The sequence below is a fragment of the Empedobacter tilapiae genome (assembly GCF_004785645.1).
Lineage (GTDB): Bacteria > Bacteroidota > Bacteroidia > Flavobacteriales > Weeksellaceae > Empedobacter > Empedobacter tilapiae.
On record NZ_SRPE01000006.1, the window covers coordinates 111,103 to 126,520 of the forward strand.

Below are 15,418 nucleotides of genomic sequence, written 5' to 3' on the forward strand. Positions count from 1 at the left end.
TAACAAAAATAAAAACTCAATGAGTAAACAACATAAAATAGCGATTATAGGGTTAGGGTATGTAGGATTGCCTTTAGCACGTTTATTTGCAACTAAGTATCCTGTAGTAGGATTTGATATTAATCAAAAACGAATTGAAGAATTAAATCAAGGGACGGATCATACATTGGAAGTTGAAGATGAGGTTTTACAATCAGTTTTGATGAAAGAAAATCCTTTTAAAACTAATTCGAATGGATTGTATTGTTCAAATAATTTGGATGATATTAAAGATGCAAATATTTATGTTGTAACAGTACCAACACCTGTTGATAAACACAATCGTCCTGATTTAACTCCATTATATAAATCTTCTGAAACAGTTGGAAAAGTTTTATCAAAAGGAGATATCGTAATTTATGAATCAACGGTTTATCCAGGAGTTACGGAAGAAGAATGTATTCCTGTTTTAGAAAAAATTTCTGGACTTAAGTTTAATGAAGATTTCTTTGCAGGCTATTCACCAGAACGTATCAATCCAGGAGATAAAGAACATACAGTAGAGAAAATTCTTAAGGTGACTTCAGGTTCTACACCGGAAATTGGAGTAATTGTAAATGATATTTACAAGTCAGTGATTGTTGCAGGAACGCATTTAGCTCCAACAATTAAAGTTGCGGAAGCCGCTAAAGTAATAGAGAATTCGCAAAGAGATATCAATATTGCTTTTGTTAATGAGTTAGCAAAAATTTTCAATTTATTAGATATTGATACACATGCAGTTTTAGAAGCAGCAGGTACAAAATGGAATTTCTTACCATTTAAACCAGGTTTAGTTGGAGGTCACTGTATTGGTGTAGATCCATATTATTTAGCACAAAAAGCACAAGAAAAAGGATATCATCCAGAAATTATTTTAGCTGGTAGACGTTTGAATGACTCGATGGGGCAATATGTAGCTTCTCAAGTTGTAAAAACAATGATTAAAAAAGATATCAAAGTAAATGGAGCTAAAGTATTGAACTTAGGTATAACATTTAAAGAAAACTGCCCAGATGTTCGTAATACAAAAGCAGTTGATGTTATCGAAGCATTACAAGATTATTCTTTAAATGTAACAACTTTCGATCCTTGGGCAAACCCTGCAGAAGTAACATATGAATATGGAATGTCAATAGTTAATGAATTGTCAGATGAAAAATATGATGCTATTATTTTAACAGTCGCTCATAAAGAATTTACAAATTTAGATTTAACACAATACTTAAAAGATGGTGGTGTTATCTATGATGTAAAAGGAATTTTAGTAGAATGCGATAATAGATTGTAAAGAATGAAAACAAAACATTTAATTATATTTGGAACAAGACCCGAGGCTATAAAAATGGCTCCGTTGGTAAAAGAGTTTCAAAAACATAAAGAATTTGAGACTAGAGTTTGTGTTACGGCTCAACATAGGGAGATGCTTGATCAAGTGTTAGATTTTTTTGAAATAATACCTGATTATGATTTAAATTTGATGAAACCAAATCAAAATTTATTTACTCTAACAGCTGATATTATTACTGAATTAAAACCTGTATTAGAGGATTTTAAACCAGATTATGTTTATGTTCATGGAGACACCTCTACATCTTCTATAGCTGGCTTAGCAGCATTTTATGCAGGAGCTAAGGTTTGTCATGTTGAAGCTGGTTTAAGAACTCATAATAAATGGTCTCCTTTTCCAGAAGAAATGAATAGACAATTAACAGGAAGGTTAGCTGACTATCATTTTGCACCAACGAAACAATCTTATGACAATCTTATAAAAGAAAATATTAATAATAGCCAAATTATAATAACAGGAAATACAGTTATTGATGCATTATTAGATAGTTCAGAAAGGGTAAAAACAATTAATAATAATGAAATTGATTATTTAAAAACGATTGTTGATTCTTCAAAGAAACTTATTCTTGTTACTGGACATCGTAGAGAAAACCATGGAGAAGGATTTATAAATATTTGTGAAGCTTTAAAGGAAATTGCATTAACACATTCTGATGTTCAAATAATTTATCCAGTACATTTAAATCCTAATGTACAAAAACCTGTACATGAAATTTTATCTAATATCGATAATATCAAGTTGATTGATCCTTTAGCTTATCCAGCATTTGTTTGGCTAATGTCACAATCTTATATGATAATTACTGATTCTGGTGGTGTACAAGAAGAAGCTCCTTCATTAGGAAAACCAGTTTTAGTAATGCGCGACACAACTGAAAGACCAGAAGCTGTAGATGCAGGGACAGTAATATTGGTAGGAACAGATAAATCTAGAATTATAAAAGAGGCAAATAATTTGTTGTCTGATGAAACTCGTTATAAATCAATGAGTGAACTACATAATCCATATGGAGATGGAAAAGCTTGTGAAAGAATAGCAGAGTTTATAAAGAAAATAAATAAATAATGAATATATCTTCTGTTTTAAAAAAGAAGATGTTTAAAGAAACGTTGATCTATTCTATAGGTAGCTTTGGATCAAAAATTCTCTCTTTTTTACTAATACCTTTTTATACGTATTTCTTATCTAAGAAAGATTTAGGAGAATATGATTTACTAATAACAACAATAAGTCTATTTGTTCCTTTGGTTTCATTGCAAATCTCAGATTCTGCATATAGATGGCTTATAGATAAAGAGAAAATAAGTAATGAAGAAAAAGGAAAAATAATTACAAATAGTTTACTTGCTTTAAGCACAGGCTATATATTATTTTTCATAGTCTTTTTAGTCTACACATCTATTAACGATTTTCAATACCATTTTTATTTTATTGTATTAATATTTTTAAACTGCCTTTTACCTTTATTACAAAATATTCTTAGAGGATTAGGAGAAACAAAAAAGTTTGCTTTAAATGGTTTAATTACAACGTTTTTAGTTGTATTGTTTAATTTTATTTTTATCTATTTTCTAAATCTAAATGTAGAAGGAATATTCTTAGCTAATATCGTTGCTTATGTTATAGCTTGTACAATGATATTAACGGAAATTAATTTAGTAAAACACTTTAAATTAATTTTTTGGGATAAGAAATTAATTAAATCTATGATAAGTTACTCACTTCCATTAATACCTAATTTAATGGGTTGGTGGGCAATATCTTCAGCGAGCAAGTTTATCATTTTACATTATTTGGGAGCAGAAAGCAATGGTTTATACGCTGTAGCAAGTCGTTTTCCTGTTTTATTATTGGTAATCAATTCTGTATTATTAATGCCTCTACAAGATCGTGTACTAAAAGAAAAAGATAACCTAACATTCAACAAGCTACTTAATAAATTTATAATTTTTGAATTAGTATTAGCCATTTTATTAGGAATACTTTCTCCTTTAATAACTAAAATCTTAGTAGCTGAAGAATATTTTAGTACTTGGGAGTATATGCCTTATTTGTACTTAGGAGTTGCATATAATGCTATAGCTAGTTTTTTAGGTTTAAAATATCAAAAAGATAAAAATACTTTGAAAATTACGATGACAACTCTTATTGGAGCAATCGTATCAGTTGTATTAAGTATTTTACTAATTACTAAGATAGGATTACAAGGAGTATCAATTGCATTTTTAGTAGGATTTATGATTATGGTACTTACTAGATATTATGATATTTTTAGAAGAGAAATTTCTATTGTATTTCTTACTCTAATAATTCTTGCTCCAATTCCTATCTATTTATTAACATCTTTAATTTCTAAAATTATTGAACATTTGGTTTAAAATAGATGTTTCTAATTTATAATACGAATAACAAAAAAAATTTAATATGAATATATCAATAAAAGGAGCTTATGGAGATAGTAATTATGGTGATGATTTATTGATGATTGTACTTGAAGATTATTTTATAAACAAATTACCAAATTATAACCTGAATTTTGTAGGAGCAAATAATCAATATGTAGAAAAATTATTGCAAAAATCTACATATAACTTCCAACAAAAAGATGATGTATTAATTTATGGAGGAGGTACTCAATTTTTTTCCTTTATTGAAAAGTCAACATTACAAACAAAATTTAAAAATAATATAAAAAAGAATCCACTAATTGTAATTAATAAGATTCTTAAAAAAATCGCTCCTTCAAAAGAAGAGATACTAGAACCTGAAAAAGCTTTTATAGGATTTGGTCTAGGTCCTTTTAATAATAATGTTCAAGCGATAAACTATGCAAAGCAACAACTACAACAATCATTTTTTATAGGAGTAAGAGACCAAGTGTCTTACAATTACTGTAATGAGTGGGGAATTAATGCTCTATTAGGAGCAGATATTGTGTTTTCATCATATTTTAAGCAACATATATCGGAAGTTAAAGGAGAGCCTATAAAAAATAAAATAGGAATTATTGTAAGAGATTGGGACTGGAAAAACAGTAATGTAAATTACCAAGAAAAAATTTTAGAATTTATAAATAATAACAAAGAGATAGATGTCACTTTTATTGTTTTTGCAAAAGACAAAGATCCAGATTGGTTAAAAAAAATAAAAAATCATAAACATCTTATTTGGGAACCAGAAAGAATGTCTATTCAATCTTTTTTGAACGAATTGAACACATTTGAGGCATTCATAACTGCTCGATATCATGGTGCTATTATTGCAGGTTTAATGAATAAAAAAGTGATATGTATAGAAATTGAACCTAAATTAAGAATCTTAACAGAACAAATTCCTTCTTTTTCTTTATGGAATAATCATTTTGATTTGAATGAATTAAAAGAGATTTTAGAAAGTGAGTTAAAGCAGAACCATGAAGAATTTATTTTAAATTTGAGGGAAAAAGCTGATAGAATGTTGGAAGATTTTACACTAATATTTAAACAAAAATTTGATGGAAAATAAAGAAATAGTAATTGTTCATAAAACTTGTGTTTCAGATTACCCACCTTTATTAGCATTTATTAAATATTTAAATAGATCTGGATATAAAATACATTTAATTCTTGGTTTTGAAAAAGGAAATTTAATAGATGAATTAAATAACTTGTGTGAAAACGTACATTTAACTAATATAAAACCAAGTAAAAATAAAATTCTGTATTGGTATAAAATAAGAACTACTTTTTGGAAAATTATATATAAAAATAATTATCAGAATAGTTTGTTATGGTTACCTGCAGCAGATACTACATTAGCTCTTGGGAAAAGATTGTTGAAATATGAATTTGTACTAAATTTATATGAATTATTTGACTATGCTCCAAGATATATCAAAGGACTGAAAAAATATGCTGAAAAAGCAAAGTTGGTAATATGTTCAAATCAAGATAGAGCTAATATTCTTAGAGTATGGTGGAATCTTAAATCTACTCCTCAAGTTATTTTAAACAAATCTTATTCAGATAGAACAGAAAGAAATTTACCTTTAACTGAAGATTTGGAAGAATTAATAGCTCCTATTCGTAATAAAAAGAAGATAATCTATCAAGGAATTATAATTCCAGAAAGAGAATTAGAAGATGTTTGTAAATTTGTGAATAATTCAGATAATTTTGCTCTTATTATTATGGGAAAGGAAACTCCTTATTTAAAAAAGCTGCAAGAGATCTGTCCATCAATAATTCATATACCATTTGTTAGTCCTCCATATCATTTGCATATAACCAGTCATGCAGATATAGGTATACTTAGTTATGATCATTCTTCATTAAACAATATTTTTTGTGCGCCTAATAAGTTATGGGAATTTTCAAGCTTCTCTTTACCAATGTTAGGAAATGATATCCCTGGTTTAATTAATACCATAGATATGAATAAGATGGGAGTATGTGTAGATTTTCAAGAAGCTGATCAAATATCTAAGGGGTTAAATGAAATATTAATTAGGTATGATGAGTTTGCATCTAATGCTAAAAAATATTATAATAATTATAATTACGACTCTGAATTAAATGCTATTTTAAATAAAATTTAAACTGATGCAAAGTATTATTGATGCTTTTAATACAAAATTTACATTAATCTATCTAGGTTTATCATTTATCACTTTTGTTCTTATTTGTGAGTATATCATAAAAAATAAAAGCTCAAACAAAATTCAAAATGTCTTTTTAATTTTATTTGCATTTATTTTTATAATTCTAATAGGAACAAGAGATAAGATTGTTGGAGCTGATTCTGAACGAACGTTGATATTCTTTACAGGAGCTCGTGTCATAAAATCCTTAAGTGAATTAAAAGATATAGGTATTTATATCGTATCTATGTTGGCACGTAGTATAAGTGATAATTACAAAACGTTCTTTACTTTCAATGCAATTCTATATATAATACCTATTATTATAGGAATCTTTAACTTAACTAAGAAAAACAGATTAGTATTTTTCTTTATTATTGTTAGTATGTTTTTCTTCAAAACTATGGGAATTAATACAACCAGACAAGGGATTGCCTTTTCATTCTTTTTCCTAGCACTAACAATGTTTAGTAAAAAGAAATGGCTATCAATATTATTTTTTATAGTAGCGTTTTTTAATCATGCTTCGATTATAATACCAATTGCTTTTTATCTACTTTCGACAAAAATTAAAAATGTTAATCTAGTAATAGGTATTTATATAATAGCTACAGTACTATCATTATTAAATTTTAATTTAAACTCTTTTTTAGGGAAAATTCCTATTATAAATATCCTAGTAGAAGAAAGGATGGATCTATATTACAAACAAGAGTATCAGCTTGTGTATCAAACAGGATTTAGGATTAATTTTTTTACTTTTAATACTATATTTGCAATAATAGGATATATAACACTGAATAATCTAAAAAAGAAGATTGAACACTACGATGAATACAAAAGATACTATGTATGTTTTATGTTAGCATCATCGTTCTTCTTTTTAATGTTCTCAGCAGCTTTTAGCGATAGATTTGGATTTTTATCATGGATATTTATCCCGTTCCTTTTATTGCCATATACACAAACAAATAAAAAAATAGGCTATCTAAATATGTTTGGCATATTTTTTATATGTATTGCATTATTTCTAATATTTAATTTAAAGTAAATGATTATTACTGTATTTACTCCTTCTTATAATAGAGAAAAATTTTTACCAAAACTATATTCATCTTTATTGAGACAAACATTTAAAGATTTTGAATGGGTTATTGTTGATGATGGAAGTTCAGATAACACAACTGAATTGGTGAATAGATGGAAGGAAGAAGGTTTTATTAAAATCAAATATTTCAAAAAAAATAATGGGGGAAAACATAGAGCGATTAATAAAGGATTAGAGTTAGCGAGTGGAGAACTTTTCTTTATAGTTGATAGTGATGATTATTTGACAGATAATGCACTAGAAATTGTTTGTAAATATTATGAACCTATTAAGAATAATGATAATATTATTGGAGTAACAGGGTTTAGAGCATATTCTGATGGAAGTTTCATTGGAGGGCGAAGATTTCCTAATGAAATTACTGATTCTAATCTAATAGAGAGAAGAACTAAATATGGGGTGACTGCTGACTTAGCTCATGTGATTAAAACACACATATTTAGAAAATTCTTATTTCCAGATATTTCTGGTGAAAATTTCGTTGCAGAATCAATTGTTTGGAACAGAATGAGTATTGATTATAAGATGAGATACTTTAATGAAGCAATTTATATAGGAGAATATTTAGAAGAAGGGCTGTCTAGTAATAGTATTAGAAATAGAATAAAAAATAATAAATATGCGTCTTTACTTTACTCTGAATTAGTAAATAATCCAAATGTTGTTTTTAAATTAAAAGTAAAATCTATTATTAATTATTGGAGATTTGCTCTATGTAATGATAAGTCCATTTTTGAGAATTTGAAATTTGTAAAAAACTATTTTTTGGCGATTCTATTATTTCCAATAGGATATGTATACTATTTAAAAGATAAAAAATATAATGATGTCAAAATTAATAGATAATGGAAAGTAATTCAGGTAGAAATAAATTTAAAAAAATAAAGCACATAATATCTTTAATTAGTATGTTTTTTGGGCTCTTTGGAAAAGGGTTTAATAAATTTTTATTAAAATTTTTGAGAAATACAAATGGAAATATAGGATTGTTACTAAGGTATGTAGTATTAAAAAATTTATGTAAAAGTTTAGGAGATAACGTATCTATACAGCCAGGAGTATTTATCTTTAATCCAGATAAAATTTCGATAGGGAATAATGTTAGTATTCATCCTATGTGTTATATAGAAGGAGCTGGTGAAATAGAAATAGGAAATGATGTTTCTATAGCACATGCTTCGACATTAATTTCAACTAATCATCAATGGAATGATTTAGAAAAACCTATAAAGTACAATAAAGAAACATTCGGAAAAATTGTAATTAATGATGATGTTTGGATTGGTTGTGGAGTTAGAGTACTTTCCGATGTTACAATTGGCAGTAGATCAATTATAGCAGCAGGTGCGGTAGTTAATAGAAATGTAGAAAATAATTCAATATATGGAGGAGTTCCAGCAAAAAAAATTAAAGAGATCTAATTTAATATTGATAATGTGTCTTTTTATTCCCGTTCTAGGATACAGTCAATTACAAAAGAAAGGATTGAAAACTCCTTTTGAGTCTCCTGTAGCATTTTCAACATTTAATTCAGAGGGATTTTATAAAATAGAAGAATTCTTACCAAAGGGATATGTTAAAAATGCATCTGTAGATTATACATCTTATATTCAAAACTGTTTGGATAATAATAAAAAAATTATACTTCCAGATTTTCCTGTTTTGATAACAGGAATTTACCCACCATCTAATAGTATAATTTATTTTCAGAAAAACTCTAAGCTTGTTTTGGAACCAACTTCTAAAGAAACATATCATATCATTGGTTTACATGGTGTTGAAAATGTGAAAATTTATAATGCGAATTTATATGGAGATAGAGATCAGCATAAAGGGACTAAAGGAGAATGGGGTTTTGGAATAGACATTAGAAAATCGTCAAATATTATTATTGAAAATAGTCATATTGAGAATACTTGGGGCGATGGAATAAATATTACAGAATCTTCTATAGGATTAGTCATAAATAAAAAATCAAACATTAATACAAATAATATAAGTATTAACAATATATATATAAATAATGTTAGAAGAAATGGGATTTCTATAACAGGAGGAACAAATGTATCTGTAACAAATGCTAATATCAATAACGTTTATGGAACAATGCCTCAATCTGGTATAGATATAGAAGGTTATGGAAATTCAACTTTAAAAAATATTTTATTAAATAATATTAATATAAACAATGCTCATATAGGAATAGATTTTCATTTGGCAGCTTTTTCTAAAAAAGATAACGAAAAATCAGTTGATGTAACTATTAATAAATTAAAAGTATATAATTCTAATTATGGTGTCTACATAGCAGGATTTAAAGATCAAAAGAACAGTTGGAAGATAACAGGGAGTTTTTCATTATCAAACTTTGAGACAAATAATGTTACAAAACCATTTGGTAAAGTAAAAACTTTCAACAAATATCCTAAAGTGACTATCAGTAATTATAATTTCATAAAACAAGGTAAATCATTTAGAAATAATGAAAAACTATTATTAGAAAATGTTCAAGATATTTCAGGACTAAAATATTAAAATGTCAAAAATAATAAGAATCACAACCATTCCACTTTCTCTTAAAGTATTATTACGAGGACAGCTAAAATTTATGTCCAATCATTTTGAAGTAATTGGAATCTCTTCCAGTGACGAAGAGTTGGAAGAAGTGAAAAATGATGAAGGAATAGCGGTGATACCAATTGAAATGTCTCGTAAAATAACACCTGTTCAAGACATTAAATCTTTAATAAAAACATATAAATATTTAAAAAAAGAACAACCGCAAATTGTACACACGCATACCCCAAAAGCAGGTATTGTTGGAATGTTAGCTGCAAAATTGGCAGGAGTACCCATTCGTCTGCATACAGTTGCAGGTTTGCCTTTAATGGAAGCAGTAGGAGTTAAAAGAAAAGTATTAGATTTTGTTGAAAAGTTAACCTATTCATCAGCAACCAAAGTTTATCCTAACTCAAAAGGATTGTATGATTTTATTTTACAAAATAGTTATACATCAGCTGATAAATTAAAAGTTATTGGAGAAGGTTCTTCAAATGGAATTGATACTTCTTTTTTTTCTAGACAACAAATTTCAGAAGAAAAACAAGCTCAATTGAAAATAAAATTACAGATTCAGCCTACTGATTTTGTCTTTGTTTTTGTAGGGCGTTTAGTAGGAGACAAAGGAATCAATGAGTTGATAAAAGCGTTCTCTAAACTAAATAAACAAAATGTAAAACTTTTGTTGGTAGGACCTTTAGAAAGTGAACTTGATCCTTTGCAGGACGAAACACTTAAAGAAATAGAGATCAATCCAGCTATTCTAACAGTTGGTTTCCAAAAAGATGTTCGTCCATATTTTGCTATTTCTCATGCACTTGTATTTCCTAGTTATCGCGAAGGATTTCCCAATGTAGTTATGCAAGCAGGAGCAATGGAATTGCCAAGTATCGTTTCTGATATTAATGGATGCAATGAAATTATAATTGAAGGTAGAAATGGAACAATCATACCAGTTAAAAGTTCAGACGTTATATTAATAGCTATGCAAAAAATGATTGATGATAAAGATTTTTATCATGAATTAAAGAAAAATGCGAGGCCAATGATTCAGGCACGTTATGAACAATCAGTAGTTTGGAATGCACTTTTAGCTGAGTATAATCAATTAATTAGTAAGCTACCAAATAAATAAATTTAATATCATGTATCAAAATTATATTAAGCGCTTTTTCGATTTCATTATTGCTTTAACAGGGTTAATCATTCTTTCTCCAATATTTATATTTGTGATGATTGGATTATATTTTGCAAATCAAGGAAAGCCTTTTTTCTTTCAGGCTCGTCCAGGATTGAATGAAAAAATTTTTAAAATCATCAAGTTTAAAACGATGAATGATAAAAAAGATAAAGATGGGAACTTATTACCAGATGCAGATCGTTTAACACCAATTGGAGCATTTGTTCGTAAAACTTCGTTGGATGAAATTCCTCAATTAATTAATGTTCTAAAAGGAGATATGTCGTTAATAGGACCACGTCCTTTATTACCACAATATTTACCTTTGTATAACGAAACTCAAAAAAGAAGGCATCATGTACGTCCAGGGATTACAGGTTGGGCACAAGTAAATGGTAGAAATGCCATTTCTTGGACAAAGAAATTTGAATTGGATGTTTGGTATGTCGATCATATTTCATTTAAAACTGATTTGAATGTGTTTTTAACAACGTTTAAAAAAGTATTTAAATCTGAAGGAATTTCAGCCGATGGGCATGTAACAATAGAACCTTTTAACGGAAATAATTAAGACATGTATTTATACGGAGCAAGCGGACATGGAAAAGTAATTGTAGAAATTGCAGAAGAAAATAATATTAATATTGAAGGATTTCTTGACGAAGATTTATCTAAGAACCAATTATTGAACTATCCAATAATAAATGAACTGCCAGATAAAAATATTGAAGTAGTTATCTCAATAGGTAATAACCAAGTGCGAAAAAAAATTGCAGAAGAAAATACTCAATTTTCTTACCTTATTTTAATTCATCCAAAAGCTGTAATTTCTAAAAGAGCTACAATAAAAGAAGGAACAGTAATAATGACTGGCGTTTCTATTAATTCCGAAGTAAAGATTGGAAAACACTGTATAATCAATACAAATGCTTCCATAGATCATGATTGTATTATCGACGATTTTGCACATATTTCCCCAAATGTAGCATTAGCGGGTAATGTTGAGGTAGGAGAAGGAACACATGTAGGAATAGGAGCTTGCGTTATACAAGGTGTTAGAATTGGCAAATGGTGTACAATCGGTGCAGGAGCTGTCATTATAAAGGATATTCCAGATTATGCAGTTGCAGTAGGAAATCCTGCTAAGATTTTAAAATATAATAACATATAAAAAACAAAAAGAGTAATTTACAATTACTCTTTTTGTTTTTTTAATAGTCAATAAACTTTGTGTAAAAGATATTTAAGTTTTTTTGACTTAGCAATAAGATGAGATTCATTTAGATAAAATTAATTCTAATTATATTCTTAAAGGATTTTTAATTAACATTAAAAACAGAATTTGTTAAAGATATCTTAAATTTTAATTAACCTCTTATTGTGTGCTGTATAATAATTTTGGGCTTCAAATAAACATACATGAAACTCAATTTATTTCAATTATCAGCAGTAGTCTTCACAATAGGAGCTTCAACAGTTGCCTATGGACAAGGTGATTTGGCGGGAATATCCGGTAAAATTACCGATAGTGAGGGTTTTGACTTATCACAAGTAACAGTTATCGTAAAAAACGAATCGACAGGTTTTACAACTTCCACTAAAACAAATGAAAAAGGAGAATATAATTTAAAACAATTACCCTTGGGATCTCCTTATACGATTACATTTATTTCGGATGAACATGGCGAAGAAATTTTAAAAGGATATAGTTTAAATCAAGGAGATTTAATTTGGGTGCCTTTTAAATTTTCTAGTGGAAACACAACAGATTTAAAAGAAGTAATTGTTAGTGGACAAACATTAAAGAGTTCAATAAAACAAGTAGGAGCTTCAACTTCAGTTTCGGCAAAAGATTTGCAAACATTACCTGTAAACGGACGTAACTTTACTTCGTTAATAGACCTATCTCCTTTAAGTAATGGTTCGAGTATTGGAGGACAATTAGCATCTTCAGTAGATTATACGATAGACGGAATGTCTAATAGAGGAACAATAGCTGGAGGTTCTACCTCATCATCTTATTCAATATCAATGGAAGCTATCCGAGAATTTAAAGTAGTAACCAATGAATATGATGTTACGAATGGGCGTGCTGGAGGTGGAACTATTAGTACAGTTACTAAGTCAGGAACTAATAAATTAGAAGGAAGTGCCTTTCTTTATGGACGTGCCGATTGGCTATCGAGTCCATACGACATTCGTGGAAACAAAAGAGACAACGAATTCTCTACATATCAATATGGATTTTCTTTAGGTGGACCAATAAAGAAAGATAAAGCTCATTTCTTTGTTGCTTGGGATAGACAGGTAGATAAACGCCCTTTATTTATTGCGAATATTAATAACCCAAGTGATGAAGCTCTGTATAACGTAACGCAATCAACACTAGATCAATTTTTATCTATTGCACGAGAAAAATATGGTGTATCTAATAATCCTCAATTTGGGTCATTTGATAAAAATAAAGATACAAATGCTGCATTTTTACGCATTGATTGGCAATTAAATGCTCGAAACTTATTGACATTACGTAACAATTTTGTTCATGAAAAAGATAAACTTTCTGAAGGAGATAATACATCAATTAACATGTATGAATCTTATATTGATAGAAAAAAAACAGATAATAGTTTGATGTTATCGTTAAGAACTGATTTTAATAATGATATTACAAACGAATTAAAAGTTCAACACTTTGTTGAGCATCAGAATATTATTCCATCAAGTGAATTGCCTAGTCAATCTATTCCACGTGCAATTGTGGAAAGTATAGGATCTCAAATAGGAGAAAAAACACAATATACGAATATACAATTAGGAGGTCAACGATTTTCACCTGAATGGTTCAAAGGGAATGTTATACAATTGGTTGATAATGTATATATTAATAAAAATAATATTAAATATACTCTAGGAGGAGATTTTTCTTACTATCATATGAAAAATGTATATGGAAGTGAAATGAATGGTCGATTCTATTTTACAGGAATGGATAATTTCAAAAATATGACTCCATATCGTTATGCGCGAGAAATTCGACTAACAGATGATCCATCTACAACGATTAATCAATTAACATCTGCTGTTTATGGACAATTAGAGACAGAAATTCTTCCTGGTTTAGATTTAATGGCTGGAATTCGTTTTGAGAATATGCAATATCTGAATGCAGCGAATTACAATGAGGTTGCGGATAAAAAATTAGGAGTAAGAACAGATAATAAAATTAATACATGGCAACTTCAACCACGTTTCCAATTAACATGGGATATTAGTCAGAATAGAAAAGATTTTGTGAAATTTGGAGGAGGTATTTTTGGCTCTTCATTAAATCCATACTCAATGATTAACAACATGTTGTTTGATGGAACAAAAGTAGCAGCAGTAGATATAGTAGGAGATTTAGTTCCTACTCCAGATTTTATTGATTATAGACAAAATCCAAATCATGCTCCAGGAAGAGATCTTTTCGATAATCCTGCGATAGAGAAACTAATCACGATTAATGCAAATAGTAAAGATGCTAAAGTGCCTACTGTTTACAAATTAAACGCATCTTATAATCACTTTTTTAGTGATCGATTGAGAGTTGGAATTAGTGCTTATGCCAACTGGGCAAGAAATAATTATATGTATGTTGATCGAAATATGGTAGACGAACCTTATTTCAGAATAAAAGAAGAAGCTAATCGAGGAGTTTATGTACCTGCGTCAACAATTAACCCTACAAATGGAGCTGCCAATTGGGTTAATGGACGTAAAACAAATGAATTAGGTCGTGTTTTAGAACTAATTAGTGATGGTAAAAAAGATCAATATGCAATTGTGTTAGATGGAACATATCGTTATTTTAAAGATGGGCAAATTTCTGTTTCATATACATGGAATGATTCAAAAGATAATACCTCTTATAATGGAAATGTAGCTAACACAGCAACTCTAAGTTTAATGGTTGCGGAAGATCCAAGAAATTTAAGTAAAATGAATTATTCAGATACACATTTTCGTCACAAGTTAGTTGTTTATGGACAATCTCCAACTTTTTGGGGAATGACTGCAGGTATTCGTTTTAGTGGAATTGGGGGAACACGTTATTCATTGGCTGTTAATGGTAATATGAATGGAGATTTCGTAAATTCAAATGATTTGGCATATATCTATGATCCTAACTCTATTTCAACTCCTGAATATTTAAGAAAAGGAATTCAAGCTATTCTAGATAATCCTGAAATTGAAAAACATACGAAAGATTATATTCGCAAAAGTTTTGGAAAAATTGCAGAGCGAAATGGTGGAATTAATGGTTTTTCAGGAACATTTGATTTAAGATTAGCTAAAAAGATAAAAATTGTAGATAAGCATCGTTTTGAAGTTGCAGTAGATGTTTTTAATGTAGCTAATTTAATGAACAAAGAATGGGGAGTAGGACCTAGAATAGGAAAACAAAATATTTATTCTATTAAGAGTTTTGATACAGCAAATGAGCGTTTTGTTTACAATGTGAATACTAATACAGGTAAAACTAGTTATGTATTCAATCCTTATCAAATACAAATAGGATTTAGATATAGTTTTTAATAT

General features: G+C 28.5%; 13 protein-coding genes. All 13 read left to right on the forward strand.

Features of this window, described 5'->3' with window-relative positions:
• Positions 1-19 precede the first annotated feature (19 nt).
• The 13 genes from E4J94_RS09585 (at position 20) to E4J94_RS09645 (ending at position 15,415) form a co-directional block, all read left to right on the forward strand.
• Positions 20-1,309 (forward strand): nucleotide sugar dehydrogenase, encoded by a 1,290-nt coding sequence (locus E4J94_RS09585; RefSeq protein WP_135835597.1) that lies wholly within the window; start codon positions 20-22, stop codon positions 1,307-1,309.
• A 3-nt stretch (positions 1,310-1,312) separates the two neighbouring features.
• Entirely contained in the window at positions 1,313-2,437 is a 1,125-nt protein-coding gene (gene wecB / locus E4J94_RS09590; RefSeq protein WP_135835598.1) for a non-hydrolyzing UDP-N-acetylglucosamine 2-epimerase, read from the forward strand.
• The gene (locus tag E4J94_RS09595) at positions 2,437-3,750 is read left to right on the forward strand and encodes a lipopolysaccharide biosynthesis protein (RefSeq protein ID WP_135835599.1); all 1,314 of its coding nucleotides are present in this window, start codon (positions 2,437-2,439) and stop codon (positions 3,748-3,750) included. Before wecB ends, E4J94_RS09595 begins: the two co-directional genes overlap by 1 nt.
• 46 nt (positions 3,751-3,796) lie before the next feature.
• The gene (locus tag E4J94_RS09600) at positions 3,797-4,876 is read left to right on the forward strand and encodes a polysaccharide pyruvyl transferase family protein (protein WP_135835600.1); all 1,080 of its coding nucleotides are present in this window, start codon (positions 3,797-3,799) and stop codon (positions 4,874-4,876) included.
• Entirely contained in the window at positions 4,866-5,948 is a 1,083-nt protein-coding gene (locus E4J94_RS09605; protein WP_135835601.1) for a glycosyltransferase family 4 protein, read from the forward strand. The genes E4J94_RS09600 and E4J94_RS09605 overlap by 11 nt, the downstream gene beginning before the upstream one ends.
• 4 nt (positions 5,949-5,952) lie before the next feature.
• Positions 5,953-7,041 (forward strand): EpsG family protein, encoded by a 1,089-nt coding sequence (locus E4J94_RS09610; RefSeq protein ID WP_135835602.1) that lies wholly within the window; start codon positions 5,953-5,955, stop codon positions 7,039-7,041.
• Positions 7,042-7,944, forward strand: coding sequence for a glycosyltransferase family 2 protein (locus E4J94_RS09615; protein WP_135835603.1), 903 nt, complete (start codon positions 7,042-7,044; stop codon positions 7,942-7,944).
• A 113-nt stretch (positions 7,945-8,057) separates the two neighbouring features.
• Positions 8,058-8,519 carry an acyltransferase gene (locus E4J94_RS09620; protein WP_246034294.1) on the forward strand — a complete coding sequence of 154 codons (462 nt, stop codon included), beginning with the start codon at positions 8,058-8,060 and terminating at the stop codon, positions 8,517-8,519.
• 64 nt (positions 8,520-8,583) lie between these two features.
• Complete coding sequence (locus E4J94_RS09625; protein ID WP_168801853.1) at positions 8,584-9,633, forward strand: hypothetical protein; 1,050 nt, start codon at positions 8,584-8,586, stop codon at positions 9,631-9,633.
• A 1-nt stretch (position 9,634) separates the two neighbouring features.
• A complete protein-coding gene (locus E4J94_RS09630) occupies positions 9,635-10,792 on the forward strand; it encodes a glycosyltransferase family 4 protein (protein ID WP_185145640.1) in 1,158 nt (385 codons plus the stop codon).
• Between the two features lie 10 nt (positions 10,793-10,802).
• Positions 10,803-11,408 carry a sugar transferase gene (locus E4J94_RS09635; protein WP_135835605.1) on the forward strand — a complete coding sequence of 202 codons (606 nt, stop codon included), beginning with the start codon at positions 10,803-10,805 and terminating at the stop codon, positions 11,406-11,408.
• A 3-nt stretch (positions 11,409-11,411) separates the two neighbouring features.
• A complete protein-coding gene (locus E4J94_RS09640) occupies positions 11,412-12,008 on the forward strand; it encodes an acetyltransferase (protein WP_135835606.1) in 597 nt (198 codons plus the stop codon).
• Between the two features lie 248 nt (positions 12,009-12,256).
• Complete coding sequence (locus E4J94_RS09645) at positions 12,257-15,415, forward strand: TonB-dependent receptor (protein WP_135835607.1); 3,159 nt, start codon at positions 12,257-12,259, stop codon at positions 15,413-15,415.
• Positions 15,416-15,418 lie beyond the last annotated feature (3 nt).